The organism is Ancylobacter novellus DSM 506 (assembly GCF_000092925.1).
GTDB classification, from domain to species: Bacteria; Pseudomonadota; Alphaproteobacteria; order Rhizobiales; family Xanthobacteraceae; genus Ancylobacter; species Ancylobacter novellus.
This window is the reverse complement of the sequence record NC_014217.1, coordinates 2771381-2789881: the sequence shown is the minus strand read 5'-3', so window position 1 is coordinate 2789881 and position 18501 is coordinate 2771381. Positions and strand designations below refer to the sequence as shown.

Annotated in this window: 15 protein-coding genes; 11 read left to right on the top strand and 4 right to left on the bottom strand. The window is 59.6% G+C overall.

The window, feature by feature from the left end; genetic code table 11:
* Positions 1 to 34: 34 nt before the first annotated feature.
* The 5 genes from SNOV_RS13265 (at position 35) to SNOV_RS13245 (ending at position 8259) form a co-directional block, all read left to right on the top strand.
* The gene (locus SNOV_RS13265) at positions 35 to 2677 is read left to right on the top strand and encodes a type I restriction endonuclease subunit R (protein WP_210160633.1); all 2643 of its coding nucleotides are present in this window, start codon (positions 35 to 37) and stop codon (positions 2675 to 2677) included.
* Positions 2677 to 4197: a restriction endonuclease subunit S gene (locus tag SNOV_RS22660; RefSeq protein WP_013167461.1), complete on the top strand. Its 1521-nt coding sequence runs from the start codon at positions 2677 to 2679 to the stop codon at positions 4195 to 4197. Before SNOV_RS13265 ends, SNOV_RS22660 begins: the two co-directional genes overlap by 1 nt.
* Positions 4194 to 5873 carry a DUF262 domain-containing protein gene (locus SNOV_RS13255; RefSeq protein ID WP_013167460.1) on the top strand — a complete coding sequence of 560 codons (1680 nt, stop codon included), beginning with the start codon at positions 4194 to 4196 and terminating at the stop codon, positions 5871 to 5873. The genes SNOV_RS22660 and SNOV_RS13255 overlap by 4 nt, the downstream gene beginning before the upstream one ends.
* Positions 5874 to 5880: 7 nt before the next feature.
* A complete protein-coding gene (locus SNOV_RS13250) occupies positions 5881 to 7329 on the top strand; it encodes a class I SAM-dependent DNA methyltransferase (RefSeq protein ID WP_013167459.1) in 1449 nt (482 codons plus the stop codon).
* A 558-nt stretch (positions 7330 to 7887) separates the two neighbouring features.
* Positions 7888 to 8259: a helix-turn-helix domain-containing protein gene (locus tag SNOV_RS13245; RefSeq protein WP_013167458.1), complete on the top strand. Its 372-nt coding sequence runs from the start codon at positions 7888 to 7890 to the stop codon at positions 8257 to 8259.
* An 80-nt stretch (positions 8260 to 8339) separates the two neighbouring features.
* Here SNOV_RS13245 and SNOV_RS22995 read toward each other — a convergent pair whose 3' ends face one another.
* On the bottom strand, positions 8340 to 8585 hold the full coding sequence (locus tag SNOV_RS22995; protein ID WP_013167457.1) for a helix-turn-helix transcriptional regulator: 246 nt from the start codon (positions 8583 to 8585) through the stop codon (positions 8340 to 8342).
* A 371-nt stretch (positions 8586 to 8956) separates the two neighbouring features.
* On the opposite strand from SNOV_RS22995, the gene SNOV_RS24125 reads away from it, so the two are divergent.
* Positions 8957 to 9370 carry a hypothetical protein gene (locus SNOV_RS24125; protein ID WP_244412754.1) on the top strand — a complete coding sequence of 138 codons (414 nt, stop codon included), beginning with the start codon at positions 8957 to 8959 and terminating at the stop codon, positions 9368 to 9370.
* Between the two features lie 460 nt (positions 9371 to 9830).
* Here SNOV_RS24125 and SNOV_RS22655 read toward each other — a convergent pair whose 3' ends face one another.
* The 3 genes from SNOV_RS22655 to SNOV_RS13225 form a co-directional block, all read right to left on the bottom strand.
* Positions 9831 to 10457, bottom strand: coding sequence for an NYN domain-containing protein (locus SNOV_RS22655; protein WP_013167455.1), 627 nt, complete (start codon positions 10455 to 10457; stop codon positions 9831 to 9833).
* 136 nt (positions 10458 to 10593) lie between these two features.
* The gene (locus SNOV_RS23490) at positions 10594 to 11028 is read right to left on the bottom strand and encodes a hypothetical protein (RefSeq protein WP_013167454.1); all 435 of its coding nucleotides are present in this window, start codon (positions 11026 to 11028) and stop codon (positions 10594 to 10596) included.
* A gap of 450 nt (positions 11029 to 11478) precedes the next feature.
* Complete coding sequence (locus tag SNOV_RS13225) at positions 11479 to 12357, bottom strand: IS1595 family transposase (protein ID WP_013167453.1); 879 nt, start codon at positions 12355 to 12357, stop codon at positions 11479 to 11481.
* 405 nt (positions 12358 to 12762) lie between these two features.
* Between SNOV_RS13225 and SNOV_RS13220 the strand changes: the two genes are divergently transcribed.
* From SNOV_RS13220 to SNOV_RS13200, 5 genes are read left to right on the top strand one after another with little or no spacing between them, the layout of a single operon-like run.
* On the top strand, positions 12763 to 13368 hold the full coding sequence (locus SNOV_RS13220; RefSeq protein WP_013167451.1) for a restriction endonuclease subunit S domain-containing protein: 606 nt from the start codon (positions 12763 to 12765) through the stop codon (positions 13366 to 13368).
* The gene (locus SNOV_RS13215; protein ID WP_013167450.1) at positions 13365 to 14882 is read left to right on the top strand and encodes a type I restriction-modification system subunit M; all 1518 of its coding nucleotides are present in this window, start codon (positions 13365 to 13367) and stop codon (positions 14880 to 14882) included. The genes SNOV_RS13220 and SNOV_RS13215 overlap by 4 nt, the downstream gene beginning before the upstream one ends.
* The gene (locus tag SNOV_RS13210; RefSeq protein WP_013167449.1) at positions 14875 to 15900 is read left to right on the top strand and encodes a virulence RhuM family protein; all 1026 of its coding nucleotides are present in this window, start codon (positions 14875 to 14877) and stop codon (positions 15898 to 15900) included. Before SNOV_RS13215 ends, SNOV_RS13210 begins: the two co-directional genes overlap by 8 nt.
* Positions 15824 to 17071 (top strand): restriction endonuclease subunit S, encoded by a 1248-nt coding sequence (locus tag SNOV_RS22650; protein WP_081440976.1) that lies wholly within the window; start codon positions 15824 to 15826, stop codon positions 17069 to 17071. Before SNOV_RS13210 ends, SNOV_RS22650 begins: the two co-directional genes overlap by 77 nt.
* On the top strand, positions 17071 to 18498 hold the full coding sequence (locus SNOV_RS13200) for a Shedu immune nuclease family protein (RefSeq protein WP_013167447.1): 1428 nt from the start codon (positions 17071 to 17073) through the stop codon (positions 18496 to 18498). The genes SNOV_RS22650 and SNOV_RS13200 overlap by 1 nt, the downstream gene beginning before the upstream one ends.
* Positions 18499 to 18501 lie beyond the last annotated feature (3 nt).

Genomic DNA, 18501 nt, shown 5'->3' with positions numbered 1-18501 from the left:
TGCGGCTGGGTGGCTTGTTCAGTCAAAAGCGGAGATGAATCTGGGCGCGGGCCTAGGCATCGCGGTGCGCGAATTCCAGACCGCCTCCGGCCCCGTTGATTATGGGCTCTTTGTTGATCGCCGGCTCTGTGGCGTTGTCGAAGCCAAGGCCCAGGGAACCACGCTGTCCGGATTTGCCGAGCAAGCAGCCCGATACATCGCGGATGCGCCCAAGCACCTCATCCGCGAGGAGGGGCAAGTTCGCTTCGAATATGTTGCGTCCGGAACGGAAACGCTGTTTCGCGATCACAGCGATCCTGCGCCCGTGTCGCGCCGCGTCTTCTGGTTTCATCGCCCGGAAACCCTGGACCTGTGGCTGAAGCAGTCCCTCACATCGCGCGCCCGGCTCCAGATCTTGCCGGAAGTGGTGACGGACGGTTTGCGTGCGTGTCAGATCGACGCCGTAATGGCGCTAGAACGGAGCTTGGCAGAAAACCGTCTTCGGGCGCTGGTGCAAATGGCAACCGGTGCGGGCAAGACATTCACCGCTTGCACACTGAGTTGTCGTCTGCTCGCCCATGCCGGGTTCAAACGTATCCTGTTCCTGGCGGATCGCGCCAACCTCGTGCGCCAGACGCGGGACGAGTTTCTCGCCTACCGCCCACCAGGAACGGGTCGGTCCTTCTCGGAACTCTACAATGTCCAGAAGCTTGGCGCCGCCGGCCTCGACAAGGATGCACAAGTGGTCGTCGCCACCATCCAGCGTGTCTACTCGGTGCTGGCCGGACGCGAAATGGCCGAGGATGAGGAAGAGGTGTCGAGCTTCGAGGTCGGGGGCGCAGATGCCGAACGGCTGGTGAGCTATAATCCGGCGCTTCCAATCGAGAGCTTCGATCTTGTGATCACGGATGAGTGCCACCGCTCGATCTATGGGACGTGGCGCCAGGTGCTGGAATATTTCGACGCTTTCACCGTCGGCCTTACCGCCACACCCTCCCTGCACACGCTCGGCTTCTTCGGCCGGAATCTCGTGGCGCAATATCCCTATGAGCGCTCGGTCGTCGATGGCGTGAATGTTGGCTTCGAGATTTTCCGTATCCGGACGGAGATAGGGGAGCGCGGCGCCACAGTGAAGGCCGGCTACGATCTCCCGGTGCGCGACAAGCGCACGCGCGCGCAGCGCTACGAGACGCTGTCGGAGGATTTCAGCTACACGCCCGAGCAGATTGATCGCTCCGTGCTGGTGCCGAACCAGATCCGCACCGTGCTGGAAACCTACCGTGACACGCTCTTCACCGAGCTTTTTCCGTCCCGCCGCGAAGTGCCGAAAACCCTGATCTTTGCCAAGGACGATCACCACGCCGAGGAGATCGTAACCCTCGTTCGCGAGGTGTTTGGCAAGGGAAATGACTTCGCCAAGAAGATCACCTACCGCACCGATGGCGCAGACCCCGAGTCGCTGATCCGCTCCTTCCGCAACGATTATAACCCCCGCATCGCGGTCACAGTGGACATGATCGCGACCGGCACGGACGTGAAGCCGATCGAGGTGCTGATCTTCTTCCGCGACGTAAGGTCGGAACTCTATTTCGAACAGATGAAGGGGCGCGGTGCGCGGACCATCTCCCCCGAAAAGCTGCGCGAGGTGACGCCCGACGCCGAGGCGAAGACCCGCTTCGTGCTGATCGACGCGGTCGGCGTATCGGAAAGCCTGAAGACCGTCTCGCAGCCGCTGGAGCGCGACCGCGTCATCTCCTTCGACCGGTTGATTGACGACGTTGCTGCCGGGCGTCGCGATGATGATGCCTTCACGACGCTGGCCGCGCGGCTGGCGGCGCTGGACAGGCGCATCGGCGACAAGGACCGTGCGGCGATCGTGAAGGCGTCGGGCGGAATCGATCTCGCGGGGCTTGCCGCACGGCTGCTTGATGCGGTGGACCCGGATGCGCTCGCCGAGCGTGTGCCGAAGGACGCCCCCGAGGCCGAGCAGCGCAGGGCGCGCGAAGCGGCGAAGGACGCCGCCGCCATTGCGTTCGATGATCCCGTGCTGCGACGGCTGCTGAAGGATGTGAAAGCCTCTGCCGATATCCGCATCGACACCATCTCGACCGATGCCGTGACCTCCTCCGGTTGGGACGCGAGCCGCGCCGGCGAGACGGTCGACAAGTTCCAGCGCTTCCTGGAGGAGCGGCGCGACGAACTCGCGGCGCTTCAGATCCTGTACCGACTCCCCTATGCGCAGCGGCGCCTCACCTATGAGGCGCTGGACGATTTGCGCCAGGCGCTAAAGCGGCCGCCCTGGCTCCTTGAGCCCATCGACATCTGGCGGGCTTACAGGCGCATCGCTTCGGACAAGGTGCGCGGCAATCCGGCGGGCACGCTAGCCGACATCGTCATGCTGGTGCGCTACGCGATCGGTGAGGCCGACACGCTGGAGCCGCTGCCCGCGCTCGTCGCCGGGCGGTTCAATTTGTGGCTCGGGCGTGAGGAAAAGGCCGGGCGCAGCTATACCGACGCGCAGAAGGCTTGGCTGGTGGCGATTCGCGACCATCTCGCCGTCAATATTGAGATCGGCATCGGGGACCTGATGGAAGCGCCTGAATTTTCCGCCCGCGGCGGCCTCATCCAGGCACGTGCACTGTTTGGCACCCGGCTGCCCGCGCTGCTTGATGACCTGACCGACGCGCTGGTTGCGTGATGGACGCGTGGACGCCGAATAGCGCCGGCCTGGCCCAGGATGAGCCGTGGGAGTTGCCTGAGGGGTGGGCTTGGGTTCCGCTCAAGATGCTCAGCAATTTCATCGGTCGCGGTCGAGGGCCGACCTACGTTGAGGCTGGCGGCGTCCCTGTCGTGAATCAGAAATGCATAAGATGGCACCGGCTTGAACCGCGCCATTTAAAGCTAACGTCTCGCGACGCCTTTGACCGGCTACCGCCGGAACTCTACATCAGAGCGGGAGATCTCCTTTGGAACTCGACCGGCACAGGAACTATAGGTCGTGCGCTCATTTACGACGGTTCGATTGCCGAGCTAACGGTCGACTCCCATGTCACCATTGTTCGCCCTTCATCGATTGACCCCGCCTATCTTGGCCACTTCGTCGAAACATCGCGAGTGCAACACCTCGTCGTCGACGGCCATGTTGGTTCGACCAACCAGCAGGAATTGCCGCGGTCGTTCGTTGAAGAACTTATTGTCCCTCTCGCTCCCCTCGCCGAACAGCGCCGCATCGTCGCCCGCATCGATGGGCTGTTTGCCGAGATTGCGGAGGGTGAGGCAGCACTGGAGGAGGCGCGCAGGGGGCTCGACACCTTCCGCCGAGCCGTGCTGAAAGCGGCCGTAACCGGCGAATTGACGAAGGATTGGCGCGAGAGGAACCCTGTCGCCGAAACCGGTCACGACCTCGTCGCCCGTATGCGCGGTTCCATGTCAAAGAACAAACGTCTGCGGACGGCGTGGACTCCCCGCACGGATTTGCCAGAATTGCCCGACACTTGGGCGTGGTGTGCTGTTCATGAAGCAGGTGATGTGCAGTTGGGAAGGCAGCGCGCGCCGCAGCACCACACGGGGGCGCACATGCGTCCCTACCTGCGCGTCGCCAATGTGCTCGAAGACAGGCTAGACCTTTCGGACGTGAAACTGATGAACTTCACTCCGGAGGAGTTCGAAACCTTCGCACTGAAGGCGGGTGACGTCTTGCTCAACGAAGGTCAGGCCCCCGACCTCCTCGGCAGACCAGCCATGTATCGAGGAGAAATCGAGGGCTGCTGCTTTCAGAAAACACTTCTGCGTTTTCGAGCCAGCGAGCTGGTTGACGAGAATTTCGCGCTGCTTGTCTTCCGACATTATATGCATTCGGGGCGCTTCAAGCGTGAAAGCCGGATCACCACAAACATCGGACATCTGACGCAGGTGCGGTTCGTTGAAATGGAGTTTCCTATCCCGCCCCCCGCCGAGGTAGCCGTAATCCTACGCCGCGTCTCCGAAGCGCTCGCCGCCAGCGCCGACACACTGGCCATGCTGGACGCGGAAGCCGCCGACGCCGCGCGGCTGAAACAGTCAATCCTCAAGGCCGCCTTCGAAGGCCACCTCGTGCCGCAAGACCCGGCCGATGAGCCAGCGAGCGCTATGCTGGCGCGGTTGCGGGCCGCAAACCCACCTGTCGCGCGCATCAGGCGCGGGCGGCGCAAAACTGTTTCTGAGAAGGCCAAGTCATGACCCGCCACACGATTGAAGCCAGCGAGAAGCCGATCCTCGACATTTTCTGCGACAAGTACCTGTTCCGCATTCCGTCCTATCAGCGGCCCTATGCCTGGACGACGGAGCAGACCAGCGAGCTGCTCGATGACATCATCACCGCGTGTGGCGAAGGTGGTGACGTCGCGAATGCAAGTCCGTATTTCCTTGGCAGCATTGTTCTCATCAAGGATCCGCAGAAGCCGGAGGCCGATGTCGTCGACGGCCAGCAGCGGCTGACGACGCTGACGATTCTGCTCAGCGTGCTCCGAGACCTGTCAGCGCCGAAGATTGGCGCGGCCATTCATAACTACATCTGCCAAACCGGCGATCCTATCAAGGGCACTTGCGACGTTTTCCGTCTCACGCCGCGCGATCGCGACGCGGAGTTCTTCCGTGCGAACATTCAGGCAGAAGCAGGGACGAATGCACTTCCTGACGTTCGTCAGTTCCGGGATGCCCGCGCCCGCATGATCGAGAACGCGACATTTCTGCGCGGTCGGCTTAAGGACTCATCTGAAGAGAGTCTTCGACGCCTCACCATGTATATTGCGCAGCGCTGCTATCTGGTAATCGTCGCGGCTTCCGATCAGGAATCCGCCTTCCGGATTTTCTCGGTTCTCAATTCACGCGGTCTCGATCTTTCGCCGGCCGACATTCTGAAGGCTGAGATCATCGGGGCGCTGCCGGTAGGCAAGCAGGATGCCTACACCGCGCAGTGGGAGGACATTGAGGACGAACTCGGTCGCTCACGTTTCGCCGAACTCTTCGGCCATATCCGCATGATTCATCGTAAACAGAAAATGCAGGGAACGCTGATCGCCGAATTCCGCGAGTTCGTGCCCACGCGCAAGGACCCGGCGAAGTTCATCGAAAACGAACTGTCGCCCTATGCCGACGCCTATGAAGAGATCACGGATAGAGCGTTCGAGAGCTACAAGCATGCTGACGAGATAAATCGACAGCTGACGCATCTTTCCAGGCTCGACAATTTTGATTGGCAGCCGCCCGCGATTGAAGTGATCGCCAAACGCCGTAGCGATCCCGATTTCATTCTTCGCTTTCTTTCCGATCTTGAACGGCTCGCTTATGGCCTGTTCCTTATGCGGAGTGATCCGTCCGACCGCATCCGCCGTTACGGGCGGCTGCTTGGCTGGATCCAGACTGGCGATGACCTCTTTAGCGATGCATCGCCGCTGCAACTTGACGATGCCGAAAAGAAGGCTGTCCGAAGGAGCCTGGACGGGGACATCTACACGGTGACGCGCATCAGGTTGCCGCTTCTGCTTCGGCTTGATGAGCTGCTCTCAGGTGGCAGCGCCGTCTACAGCTCGCCAATCATGACCGTGGAGCACGTCCTTCCTCAGAATCCCAAGGCAGGAAGCCATTGGCTAACCGACTTTCCGACCGAGAGTGATCGCGATCTGTGGGTTCACAAATTGGCCAACCTCGTAATACTGACGCGGCGCAAAAACTCTCAGGCCGGAAATCTCGATTTTCAGGATAAGAAATCCAAGTATTTTTCGATGAAAAATGGCGTTTCGAATTTTGCATTGACAAGCAAAGTCCTCGCTGAAAGCGAGTGGACTATCGACACGCTCAAGCGTCGACAGAATGAACTGATTGGCGCTATTGAAAAGCTTTGGCGTCTGGCGTGAGGACAACATGAACGCCCAATCCCTCGTCGCCAAGGTCTGGAACTTCGCGCATGTGCTGCGCGATCAGGGTGTGTCTTATCAGGCCTATATCAGTCAGATTTCCTATCTTCTGTTCCTCAAGATGGATGAGGAGCGCGTCACTCTTATCGGCGAAGCCTCGATGCTGCCGGACGGCTCGCGCTGGGACAACATCAAGGGTTTGTCGGGCGAGGCATTGAATTCCGCCTATGTGAAACTGCTCGGCACGCTTTCAAAGCAGGGCGGCATCATCGGCGCCATCTTTCTCAAGGCGCAAAACGAGATCCAAGACCCAGCCAAGCTGAAGCGGCTCGTGGGCCTGATCGACAGCGAAACCTGGCTCGGCCTGCCGGTCGATGTGAAGGGTGACATTTATGAGGGCCTGCTCGCTCGCAACGCTGAGGATGTGAAATCCGGCGCCGGACAGTACTTTACCCCACGTGCCGTGATCGACGCCATGGTCGAGGTGGTCGATCCTGAACCCCAGCAGACTGTTCATGACCCGGCATGCGGCACTGCAGGATTCCTGCTCGCTGCGTGGGAGCATATGAAAAAGCATCCGCGCGCGCAGGACAAGGCGACCTATCTGGCGCTTAAGAACAAGTTCTCGGGCGTCGACATCGTGCCGGAGGTGGTGCGTCTCGCCGCGATGAATCTCTATTTGCACGGAATTACAGGCGTCGATTCCATTGTCGAGGCAAAGGATGCTCTGCTCGGAGCGGGCGGTAAGAGCTACGACATCATCCTTACCAATCCACCTTTCGGCAGAAAGCAGAGCTACCGGATCGTCCGCGACGACGGCGAGATCGACAACGAGCGCGAGGATTACGACCGACAGGATTTTTTCGTCACTACCTCGAACAAGCAGTTGAACTTTCTTCAGCACATCATGACCGTGCTGGCTCCGGATGGCGAAGCCGCTGTGGTGTTGCCTGACAATGTGCTGTTCGAGGGGGGCGCAGGCGAAACGATCCGTCGCCGGCTGCTGCGTAATTTTGACTTTCACACGCTGCTGCGTCTGCCCACCGGGATCTTCTACAAGCAGGGCGTGAAGGCGAATGTGCTCTTCTTCGACAAGAAGCCTCCGTCCGACGAAGCGGCCACTAGAGATTTGTGGATTTATGATCTGCGAACCAATCAGCGCTTCACGCTGAAAGAGCGCCCAATGGTGCGAGCCGATCTCGACGATTTCGTCCAGTGCTATCGGCCGGGTCGGATTTTCGAGCGTGAGGAAAGTGAGAGGTTCAGGCGCTTCCCGCTTGATGCATTGCTCGCCCGCGACAAGGTCAATCTCGATATCTTCTGGTTGAAGGACAACACGCTGGATGATCCCGATCTGCTCCCGTCGCCGGACGAGGTTGCGGCTGAGGTAGTAGAGAGCCTTGAGGTCGCGCTTGATCGCTTTCGGGGCGTGGCCAAGCAATTGGGACAGGCATAGTCAGATCTCAAGGAGCGCGGCGAACTAAACTAACGCAATTTCAATGACATACGTGTTCGCAGTTTCACCTCGATCGGCGCGCCAGCAACCTCAAGGGTTTGCTCTGTACTGGGCTAAAGTTCTCCATTTTCGTTGTCGAATTCGTTGTCATTTGTTTGCGATGGGTCGCGCCTGCCCTTGCGTTGGCGCGCGAGCCGTGTGCTGCAGCTGGTATATCCGAGGGCGGCAAATAGCGATTTTTCCAAGGATGGGCTCGTGGGTTCGAATCCCATTCGCCCGCCTCATGTTCTGGACAGGTGCGCGCGTGAGCGAGTTGCTTGCGCGCGGCTGTCCGATTTTCAGCTCGATGCCGGCATCGTCGCCATTCGAACCTTGAAGCGGTGACGCTTCAGTGTACGCGAGATGCCAGTCCCTCTGGCCTTGGTGACCGATATCGCGGACCATGTGCGGGACGCTTACCTCTCGCCTCTTCTGACCGCTGCTATGGCACCTTCATTTCGCCGAAGGCGGGTAGGTTCGATTATCCGAGTTGCCCCGTGTGGGCCAAGGAGGGCCGCCATGAATAACCAGATAATCACCACCCCGTCTGGCGACCGTCTGGTTGTCCTGCCGGAGGCCGACTATCAGGCGCTCGTCGCCGCCGCTGAAGATGCCGCCGACATCGTGGCCGTGTGCCGTTTCAAGGAGCGCCTCGCCAGCGGTGAAGAAGGGCTCGTGCCCGCTGCCATTGTCGATCGACTTGTGGCCGGCGAGAATGCCATCCGCGTTTGGCGGGAGCACCGTGGCCTGTCCGCTAGTTCGCTCGCCGAGAAAGCCGGCATTGCGCGAGCCTTCCTATCGCAGATCGAGACCGGGAACCGCGACGGCACCGTGGCAACGCTCAAGAAGATCGCCGATGCCCTGTTGGTGACGGTCGACGACCTGATTTGAGTGACTGGCCGCGGTCGGCAGGGCGTGGTCTAGCTCATCCGCCAAGGATCTGCGGCCTCGAAAATGCGCCACAGACGCGGTCAATCAGATGCTGATGGCTTGCGGAAGCGCGCACCCGCACCGCCGCCATTCTCCGGAATGAACTCGATGCCGGAGGCTTCGAGCGACAGTGCGAGCGCCTGGATGATCGATGCAGATATGGAGCCTGAACCTCGCTCAAACTGCACGATCGTGCGCAATCCGACCTTTGATAAGTCAGCCAAATCCTGCTGCGAGATATCAAGCAACGCCCGCGCGGCACGGACTTGAGCTGGCGTAACCTTCATCAATCAACACGTCTCGTTTGCGCAAAATGCGCAGATATGCCCATAATGAGAAGCGGCTGAGCGAGTGCTGACACACTCACCCAGCCTAACCACAACCCTAGCTGCTTGGAGCTCGGATCATGGCTGATTCTGAGATTACCACGAGTCTGTCCCGGCCATCCCGGAGGGACGTTCTCTCTGCCGTCGTACTGACAATAGGCGGAACCTCTTTCAAAGGTTCGACTGCATCCTCGTCGCTAGATGACGGCGCAACTGATGGGGCCGTTTCTGCGTGGAAGGCGTGGCGCACCGCTCATCGGCATACGCTCGCCCTGTGTCGGAAGCAGCAGCGTTTAGAGTCCGAGCTCGTGCGAACGGTAGGATTTCCGCAGGTGGTTCTTCATGCAGCCGAGCTGCCATCTCCGGTGCAGCTCGGCTCACTGCGGCAGTTCGACGAACTCGCGGCGGGCCTGCCATCGCTCTGCTCACAGCGCAACAAGGTCGCTGCCACGTTGTGCGCACATCAGCAGCGCTGGGACGACGCGGACCGCGCCATTGGCTACACTGCCACCAAACAGGAAGAGGCGTCTGCTTCCGCCGATGAAGAGCGACTGATCGCGATGCTTCTTGCGGCAGACGCCGCCTCTCTGCACGGCCTCTCGGCGAAGCTTGACGTCCTAATAGCCGTCGGCGCTGACGGTGCCGAGGGGCGGCATTTCCCATGGCCGGAACTGCGGCGCATCCGCCGGGATATTGTACGATTGGCGCAGTTGCAGTCGCAAACGACCGCCACCATCACTGCTTAAGCAATGCTCACGATGCGGACGCTCTAGCGCCCGTTTCAGGGCAATGGTGCGTCCGCTCAGGTTGAGCTTACCAACTCGTTCGCCAATATGCCTGAGTTCCTTGTAAATATTTTGATTTTCACCCTCAATTTAAATCAATAAAAACCGCGATTCTGTGATCGATAGGGCGCTCCGGCAGCGCGTTATCTCCAGTGGTCTTATCACATAAGCTTACCCGTATCATAAATTAACGTAGATGAAAGTTGATCAAAACGCCAGGTTTTGCTCCCGTATCATATTCGAAGGCGATTATCCCCTTGACGCAAGTACAAACATTTCAAGAGTTGTAGTAATATAATTCCAAGATAGAGACACCCCTGAGACGCCGGTTCGAACCCGGTACGCCCGACCAATCGGGCGTTCGTCTAGCGGTTAGGATACGGGGCTTTATCGGGGCCGCTCCCTTCGGGTGAGCGGCCCTTTAGTTTCCGTGTGGGCCATAAATGGCGGGGCGAGCGGCAATGAGATGACCGCGCCCGTCTCTAAGTTCGTCTGGCAATGCGTGTTGGCGAAGTCGCCCCGCCGTCAGTTCGGCCACGCCGCTGCATGCCTGTCCAAGCTCTCGCGCCGCATTGAGGCGCTTAGGTGGGGCAATCATGAAGATGATTGTTTCGGGGAAACGGTCTCGGATGCGACGCACCATGGGCACCTGATCGCTGTCCGCCGTTATGAGGAGGACGCGCTCTATGCCCCGCTCATAGCAGTCGGACATCACCTCTATCGCAATGGCCACATCAGTTTGCTTTTCCTCGCGCAGCTTACAAAACCGCTCGTGAGTGAAGCAGTGCTTGTGAACCTTGTCGAAGCGCGACAGCACCACCTCAACGCCTGTCGCCCCTAGAGCCTTCACGTAGTTCACGTGTCGCTGGCGCTTGGCGTGTTCCCACGTGTTGAACGCGGTGAAGAAGACCGTTCTGACAAGAACGTCGTCTGGCGCGAGATAGGATTCGGCGAGAGACCTCAGATTCAGCCATTTTAGGCGGGCGTCGCCTAGCGCATCAACCGCGTGATAAAGATTGAAGCCGTCGACGTAGCAGGCCACCCTCATGCGTGGCCCCCAAATGTAAAGAGGCCGCCCGGTTGCCCGAGACGACCTCTTATCCGACGAGTCCTGCCCGCCGGGGTGATGACAACAATATGGGAACGTTCGCGGGATACGTCCAGCCGATACATTTCCAGACTCATCAGCGGAAAATGTCAGGCGATGAATCCTCCGGGGAAGGCGGATCGCCAAGGGACACGGCCCAATAGCCCCTACCCTCGATATTCTCGAAACGATCTTTCTCGCGCCAGAGGATCGTTCCGATGTAGCGGGGCTTGTCGTCGCTCGAAACGTCGATGCCCATGGCCTCGATACGTTCCACCAATTCGCCACGCTGAACCGGCCGATTTAGCTCCTTGATCACCTTCCATGCGGCGTCTGCGATCTCAGAAGGGCGCCCCCGGCGGCGTTTAGGCGAGTCGCTTTCATCCTCAGACTGCCGACCATGATTCGGCTCAGCGACATCATCGCCCTCGCCAAAAAGTTCGTTATGCAGCCTGATGAATTGCTCTACCTTGGACAGTTCATCAAGAAGTTTTTCTTTTATTTTCAGTGCCTTAGATAGGGATTCGTTCATTTTTCGTTCTCCTCACCGCCTCGCCGGTATTGAATCCACAATGCACCCACTCAAGGCGCCTTGCAACCGGGAACCGAATGTGAGATTTTGAGATGGTGGCGACGCGCCACAAAGGCCCCGGATGATCCGGGGCCTCCGTGCATGCGGCATACGCGCCATGGGAGCGCGAGATTGGAGGTAGATTATGGGGAGTGGCGTCCCCGGGAAATTTGGATGGCTGGTACCCATCCTATTTCCCCTGCTCTTGAGATAGAGTCAGGACGGCGGGGCTGTGCCCCGCCGTTTCTTTTTGCTACCATTGTTGACGAGAAAAAGCAAGGACTCGTCGCATGATAACCCTCGCGGAGGCCCTTAAAGAGGGGCGATTGCATGAGTTCGTCGCCCAAGAAGAGGCGCGGGGCGTAGGCCCCGCCGAAAGGGGCGATCTCGACCGCGCGTTAGAGGCCGTGATCAGACAGCCCCAATCAGCAGATCGAACATCGCGTTCCGCATCGCGCGGTGGTTCGACCGGAAAGCGAACTCGCTGAGGTATCGATCCATGTACTTGGGGCTGACGTGAATGTGCGTCGAGCGGACGGAAGCCTTAAACAGTCGCCAGAAGGCTTCGACGCTGTTCGTGCTGTGCGTCGCGCCGTGGCGGTAGTCGTAGTAGCTCCACTCCTTGGCGCCGTGCTTCACCTGCCCATGCACGTAGCCGTCGCCCTCCAGTAAGCCGTAGGACATCAGTTCGTCGGTGGAGACGACAGAGCCCGGCTCAACGTTCCGGTTCACCACGTCACGCAGGGTTGCCTTCTTCACGTCCGGGATAACCTCGGTCGTCAGTCGCCCGCCGCGTTCCTTCATGCCCATAACGATGGTCTTGCCAGCGGCGCCGCGACCACGCTTGCCGGGGCGGTGACCGCCGACGTAGGCCTCATCGGCTTCAACGTGACCCTGGAGCATGGCGAAGCCGTCCGCCTTCTCCATAAGCTGGCGGATTTGCTGCCCCATGCGCCATGCGGTCTTGTAGGTGACGCCGAGGGTGCGCTCAAGCTCCTTGCCGGAAACGCCGTGGCGGGTCACCACGAACAGGTAGATCGCATAGAACCAAGTTTGGAGAGACGTGCGGCTGTCCTGAAAGATCGTGCCTGCGCAGGGATACACGTGGTCGCCACAGGCGGCGCACGCAAACGCGCGGCGCTCGCTCATCTTATGGAAGGTCGCTTCCTTGCCGCAGCGCTCGCACACATGGCGCATGCCGTACCGCACCTCCATGATGTGGTTGAGGCAGGCGTCATCATTGGGGAAGCGGGCGAAGAACTGGCGGACAGTGAGCTTTTCGGACGACATGGCAACAACCTCTGTTGTCACCAATATGCCAAAAGCTCATACTTGCGTCAAGGGGATAATCGTCTATTCGAAAGTCCGCTTTAAAATTGGTGTTTCTGCGGGAGAGATTATTCTCTGATGGTGTTGAAAAAATTCGCGCTGAGGGCGGAGCGCCCGATGTGAACCGATTGGCGCTGTCTGCTTGCGAATGCGGGGAGGGGGGCGATTCAGTGTCTGGGCGCGGTCGAACGCTTGCTTTCTTCATGGTTCCGATGACCTCGGCGGACCGCCCGATAGGGGCGATCACCATGTTTCGCGCGCACTGGATACGCTTTCTTGCTGTACATCGCCCTACAGAAGAATCGGATTGACATCCGATGCTCCGTCGGTAAGTTTCTCTGTAGCCGGCTCTACAGAGATTGATCAATGCGGCTCGCGGACGTCTGCGCCATTCAGACCGGCTACACCGCTCGCGGCAGATTGGAGCCGGCGGCTGCTGAGGGTGTGCTTGCAATCCAGTTGCGGGACATCTCTCCCAATGGCCTCGTCGATCCGGAACGCCTCGCTCGCGTCCAGCTGGAAGGCTTGGCAGACCGCTATTTCGTGCGCCCTGGCGATGTGCTGTTCCGTTCGCGGGGTGAGCGCAACACGGCCTCCGCCTTGGATGGGCGTCTGCGAGAGCCAGCACTTGCAGTGCTTCCTCTGATGGTGCTGCGTCCGAATCGCGAAGTCATAACGCCCGAATATCTAGCGTGGGCCATCAACCAGCCCCCCGTACAGCGTCACTTCGACCTAGCTGCACGTGGCACGAACATCCGGATGATTCCCCGATCCAGCCTCGATGACCTCGAACTCGATGTCCCTGACATCAAGACTCAAGAAGCGATCGTCGCCCTCGATGCGCTGGCCGAACGGGAGCGGGAGCTGTCTCAGTTCGCCGCAGAGACGCGACGACAGATGATGGGCCTGGTCCTCGTTGAGCGAGCGAGCAGGCTGCGCACTCGGACGAGAAAAGGAAGGTCGCCCCAATGAATGATCATCTTACCCAGCAACAGGTTAACCAGACGGTCTGGGCCGCTTGCGACACCTTCCGGGGCGTTGTCGATGCGGGACAGTATAAAGACTACATCCTCGTGATGCTGTTCCTGAAATACATCTCCGACCACTGGAACGACCATCTCGAAATCTATCGTAAGCAATTTGGAGGGGATGAGACCCGGATCCGCCGGAGGCTGGAACGTGAGCGCTTCGTCCTCCCCGAAGGTGCCAGCTTCTACGATCTCTATGAAGCGCGGAACGAACCCAATATCGGCGAGCTCATCAATATCGCGCTGGAGCGGATCGAGGATGCCAACCGCACCAAGCTCGAAGGCGTGTTCCGGAACATCGACTTCAACTCCGAGGCAAATCTGGGGCGAGTCAAGGACCGCAATCGCCGCCTCAAGAACGTGCTGGAGGATTTCGCCAAGCCCGCGCTCGACCTGCGCCCTTCGCGGGTAACAGAGGACATCATCGGCGAGTGCTACATTTATCTCATCTCGCGCTTCGCCTCCGACGCGGGCAAGAAGGCCGGCGAGTTCTACACGCCCTCTGCTGTCTCCCGCCTGCTCGCGAAGCTGGCGGCTCCCAAGCCGGGTGATACGATCTGCGACCCTGCCTGCGGGTCCGGATCGCTACTCATCCGGGCGGCCGAGGAGGTTGGGTCCGAGAACTTCGCTCTCTATGGCCAAGAAGTGAACGGCGCGACATGGGCGCTGGCACGGATGAACATGTTTCTCCATGCCAAGGATGCCGCGCGTATCGAGTGGTGCGACACGCTCAACAGCCCCGCACTGGTCGAGGGCGACCACCTGATGAAGTTCGACGTGGTGGTAGCCAACCCCCCGTTCAGCCTCGACAAGTGGGGCGCGGAGAGTGCGGACACCGACCAGTTCAAGCGTTACTGGCGCGGCATCCCGCCGAAGTCCAAGGGCGACTACGGCTTCATCACCCACATGATCGAGATCGCCAAGCGCCTGAGCGGCCGGGTGGCCGTCATCGTGCCGCATGGCGTTCTGTTCAGGGGCGGCGCCGAGGGGCGTATCCGTCAGGCGCTGATCGAGGAGAACCTGCTTGACGCCGTGGTGGGCCTGCCCGCCAACTTGTTCACGACCACGGGCATCCCGGTGGCCATTCTGGTCTTCGACCGCTCTCGCGAACAGGGCGGCGTCAACGAGGACCGGCGAGACGTCCTGTTCATCGACGCCGGCAAAGAGTTCACGCCGGGCAAGACCCAGAACGTGATGGACGAGGCGCATATCAGCAAGGTGCTGGAAACCTACGCTGCGCGGTCGGAGATCGAGAAATACTCACACCGCGCCAGTCCGGAAGAGATCGCTGAGAACGACTTCAACCTCAACATCCCCCGCTACGTCGACACCTTCGAGCCGGAGGAGGAAATTGACGTGGCCGCCTTGCAGAAGCAGATCAACATCATCGAGGCCGAACTGGCCGAGGTGCGGGGCAAGATGGCCGGCTACCTGAAGGAGCTGGGCGTCGATGTCTGAAGGAGAACTGATCCTTTACAGCACCGAAGATGGCGCCGCGACCATCGGCCTGCGAGCCGTGGACGGCACCGTTTGGCTGAGCCAGCGGGAGATCGCGGAGTTGTTCGACAAGGATGTGCGCACCGTGAACGAGCACATCCGCAACGTCTTCGCCGAGGGTGAGTGCGATCCGGGGGCAACTATCCGGAAATTCCGGATAGTTCAAACCGAGGGCTCGAGGCAGGTCGAGCGCGAGGTCGACACCTACAACCTCGACGTCATCCTGTCGGTCGGTTACCGGGTCCGCTCGGCGCGCGGCACCCAGTTCCGTCGCTGGGCCACCACCGTTTTGCGCGAATACCTAGTCAAGGGATTCGCCATGGATGATGCCCGGCTGAAACAGGCCGAGCAATGGGACTATTTCGACGAGTGGCTGGCCCGCATTCGGGACATCCGCGCCTCGGAGAAGCGCTTCTACCAGAAGGTGCGCGACCTCTACACAACCGCTATCGACTACGACAAGACGTCCGAGCAGGCGCAGGCCTTCTTCAAAAAGGTGCAGAATAAGATGCTCTGGGCCGTTACGGGCAAGACAGCCGCAGAGCTGATCGAGAACCGCAGCGATCCGAACGCCCCGAATATGGGCCTGACCAACTGGAAGGGCTCAGTCGTGCGCAAGGGCGATGTCGGCACCGCCAAGAACTACCTCAAGGCCGAGGAGGTCGAGGAACTCAACCGCATCGTCGTGATGTACCTCGACTACGCCGAGGACCAGGCGAGGCGCCGCCGCCCGGTCGCCATGGCCGAATGGGCCGACAAGCTCGACGCCTTCCTGTCCTTCAACGATCGCGACGTGCTGACCCATGCCGGGCGGCTGCGGATGGAGGTGGCACAGAAGCTGGCCGCCGAGCGGTTCGAGGTGTTCGACGCCAACCGCCGCGCCGCCGAAGCGCTGGCGGCGGATGACGAAGATATCGCGCAGCTGGAGGAGATGGAGAAGGCCGCTAAGGGGCGGAAGAAGGGGGGCGACGATGCTTGACGGGTGGAAACGCAGATCCCTAGCGGACCTTCTTGAATTCCGAAATGGGATGAACTTCACGCAGGCATCGCAAGGCGCACGGGTCAAGATCATCGGGGTTGGCGACTTCAAAGACAAGGAAGTGCTCAACGATTTCTCGGAGACCCCTTCGATCACACTTAATGGCAAGCTCAACCCGGATGACCTTCTCAAAAACGACGACTTATTGTTTGTCCGCTCGAACGGGAACAAGGCGCTGATCGGTCGCTGTGTATTAGTTAGCGGGATAACAGAGCCTATTTCTTTCTCCGGGTTCACGATCAGGGGACGTGTCAAATCTGATGAGATTAACCACAGCTTTGCATCAAAGCTCGTCCGATCACCACTGTTCAAAGAGCATTTGCACCGAATGGGTGGTGGCTCGAGTATCAACAACCTTAGTCAGGATACGCTGTCCGAGTTCTGCTTCTCTCTCCCTCCGCTTCCCGAACAGCGCAAGATCGCCGAAATCCTGCGGACATGGGACGAGGCCATCGAGAAGCTGGAGGCGCTGCGGGCGGCGAAGCTGCGGCGGATCACCTCGGTGCGCCAACGCCTGTTCGAGGCCGCGTTCGCATCGCACAATCGGTTGCAGCGCGCCAGGGACATATTCGAGCCCGTCTCGGAGCGCGCCCGTCCCGACTTGCCGCTGCTCGCTGTGATGCAGGACATTGGGATCGTCCGACGTGACGAACTCGACCGCCGCGTGGCTATGCCCGATGGCGACACCTCAAGCTACAAGGTCGTCCGTCCCGGCGACTTCGTGATCAGCCTGCGTTCGTTCGAAGGGGGGCTGGAATACTCGACAATCACCGGGCTGGTCAGTCCCGCCTACACGGTCCTCCGGCCGACAACCGAGGTCGTCGGCGACTACTACCGCCACTTCTTTAAGTCCCGCAGCTTCATCGGGCGCCTAGACAAACTGATCTTCGGCATCCGCGATGGCAAGCAGATCGCCTTCCGCGACTTCGGCGACATGCCCATCCCGGCACCGCCTGTGTCTGAGCAGAAAGCCCAGACAGGTGCGCTTGGCTGCCTCGAAGCCGACCTCGCGCTTGAGAATGTTCGGATCGAAGCACTCACCCGACAGAAGCGCGGGCTTATGCAGAAGCTGCTGACGGGCGAATGGCGCGTGAACGTGGAGGCCGACTGATGGCGCTCGGCTTCCGGCAGCATGACCCCGCGCGTGACGGCACCCTTGAGGTCGAGGAGGTTCATCCGAACTTCGTCGAGGTCTATTTCGTGCCGCCGGAACATAGTCTGCGCGCGGCCAATCTCGACCCAAAGAAAGCGAAGCAATACCGGACCAAGCTGCTAGACATCAATGGCCAGCACAGGTTCCTGACGATCTATCCGATCAACACTTTCGGCGACAAATCCGACTTCCTGAAGCCCAAATATGGTCAGGTGGAGCGGATCACGCTCGACGACACACATATAGTCTTTTCGGGGTTCGATGAAGCCGTGCCCACGGAGGCCGAAGGTGTGCTGGATGTCCTGGAAAAGCTGCCCTCGGCCTTCACCAAGGACTACGCCTACGGGCTAGGCCTCGCGAAACCGTATCGGTTCATTATCGATGCTGTGGAAGAACTGTCGGCCAGCAGAGAGATCGTCATCGCAAGCGATCAACTCACAGGACCAGACGCGAAGGACGCCCAAATTTTCTATATCTCAAAGCAAGACTTCGAGCAGGCGCGGCGCGCCCTGAACAGCATTGATAACCTCGCTCAGACCGCCGCGCGTGCCGTGAAGGAAACAACGGCTCACAACATCATCGCAGAACGGCTTGGCGTGCCAAAGCTGGAACCGAAGGCAGGCCGACACCCCTATCGAAAGCTCTTCACCGCCGTGGCGCAGGGCAAAGAGGAACTGTCCGAGGAAGACCAGAACGCCGTTATCGGTGCCCTGAGCAGCCACGCCGCGAGCATAGCCGAAGAGCATCCGGAAAAACTCGCCAAGCTGCGCGGGGATATCGAGCTTGTAACGCTCGAAGCGTTGATCAAGCGATATGAGGAAATGCTCGGCGAGAACCTCGCTGAGGGCCGCTGGCAGGATTTCTTCAATGAGAATCCCTTCATCCTGAACATGGCCTTCGGCTATCCAGTCATCAAAGTACGCGACCAAGCCTCAGTTGGCGGGCGGAAGCTGTCAGGGGATGGGGAGAAGATCACTGATTTTCTGGTCAAGAATAGCCTGACCAACAACACCGCGATCTTCGAGATCAAGACACCGCAGACCGCGATCCTCAACAAGACGCCGTTTCGCGATGGCGTTTTCACACCGTCGGCCGATTTGTCGGGATCGATCAATCAGGCGCTGGATCAGAAGTACCAGTTTCAGAAGCAGATTGCCCAGATCAAGGACAACACCCGGCTCTATGACATCGAGTCCTATGCCGTGCACTGCTGCCTTGTCATCGGCAGGGCGCCAGATGGTGACGACCGAAAAAAGTCCTTCGAGCTATTTCGGCGTAATTCTAAGGACGTGGAAATCGTGACGTTCGATGAACTCCTCGAAAAGCTTAGGCAATTGAGCGTCTTCCTGCGCGTTGCAGATGCTCCCCAAAAAGCCAAGGACTGAAAG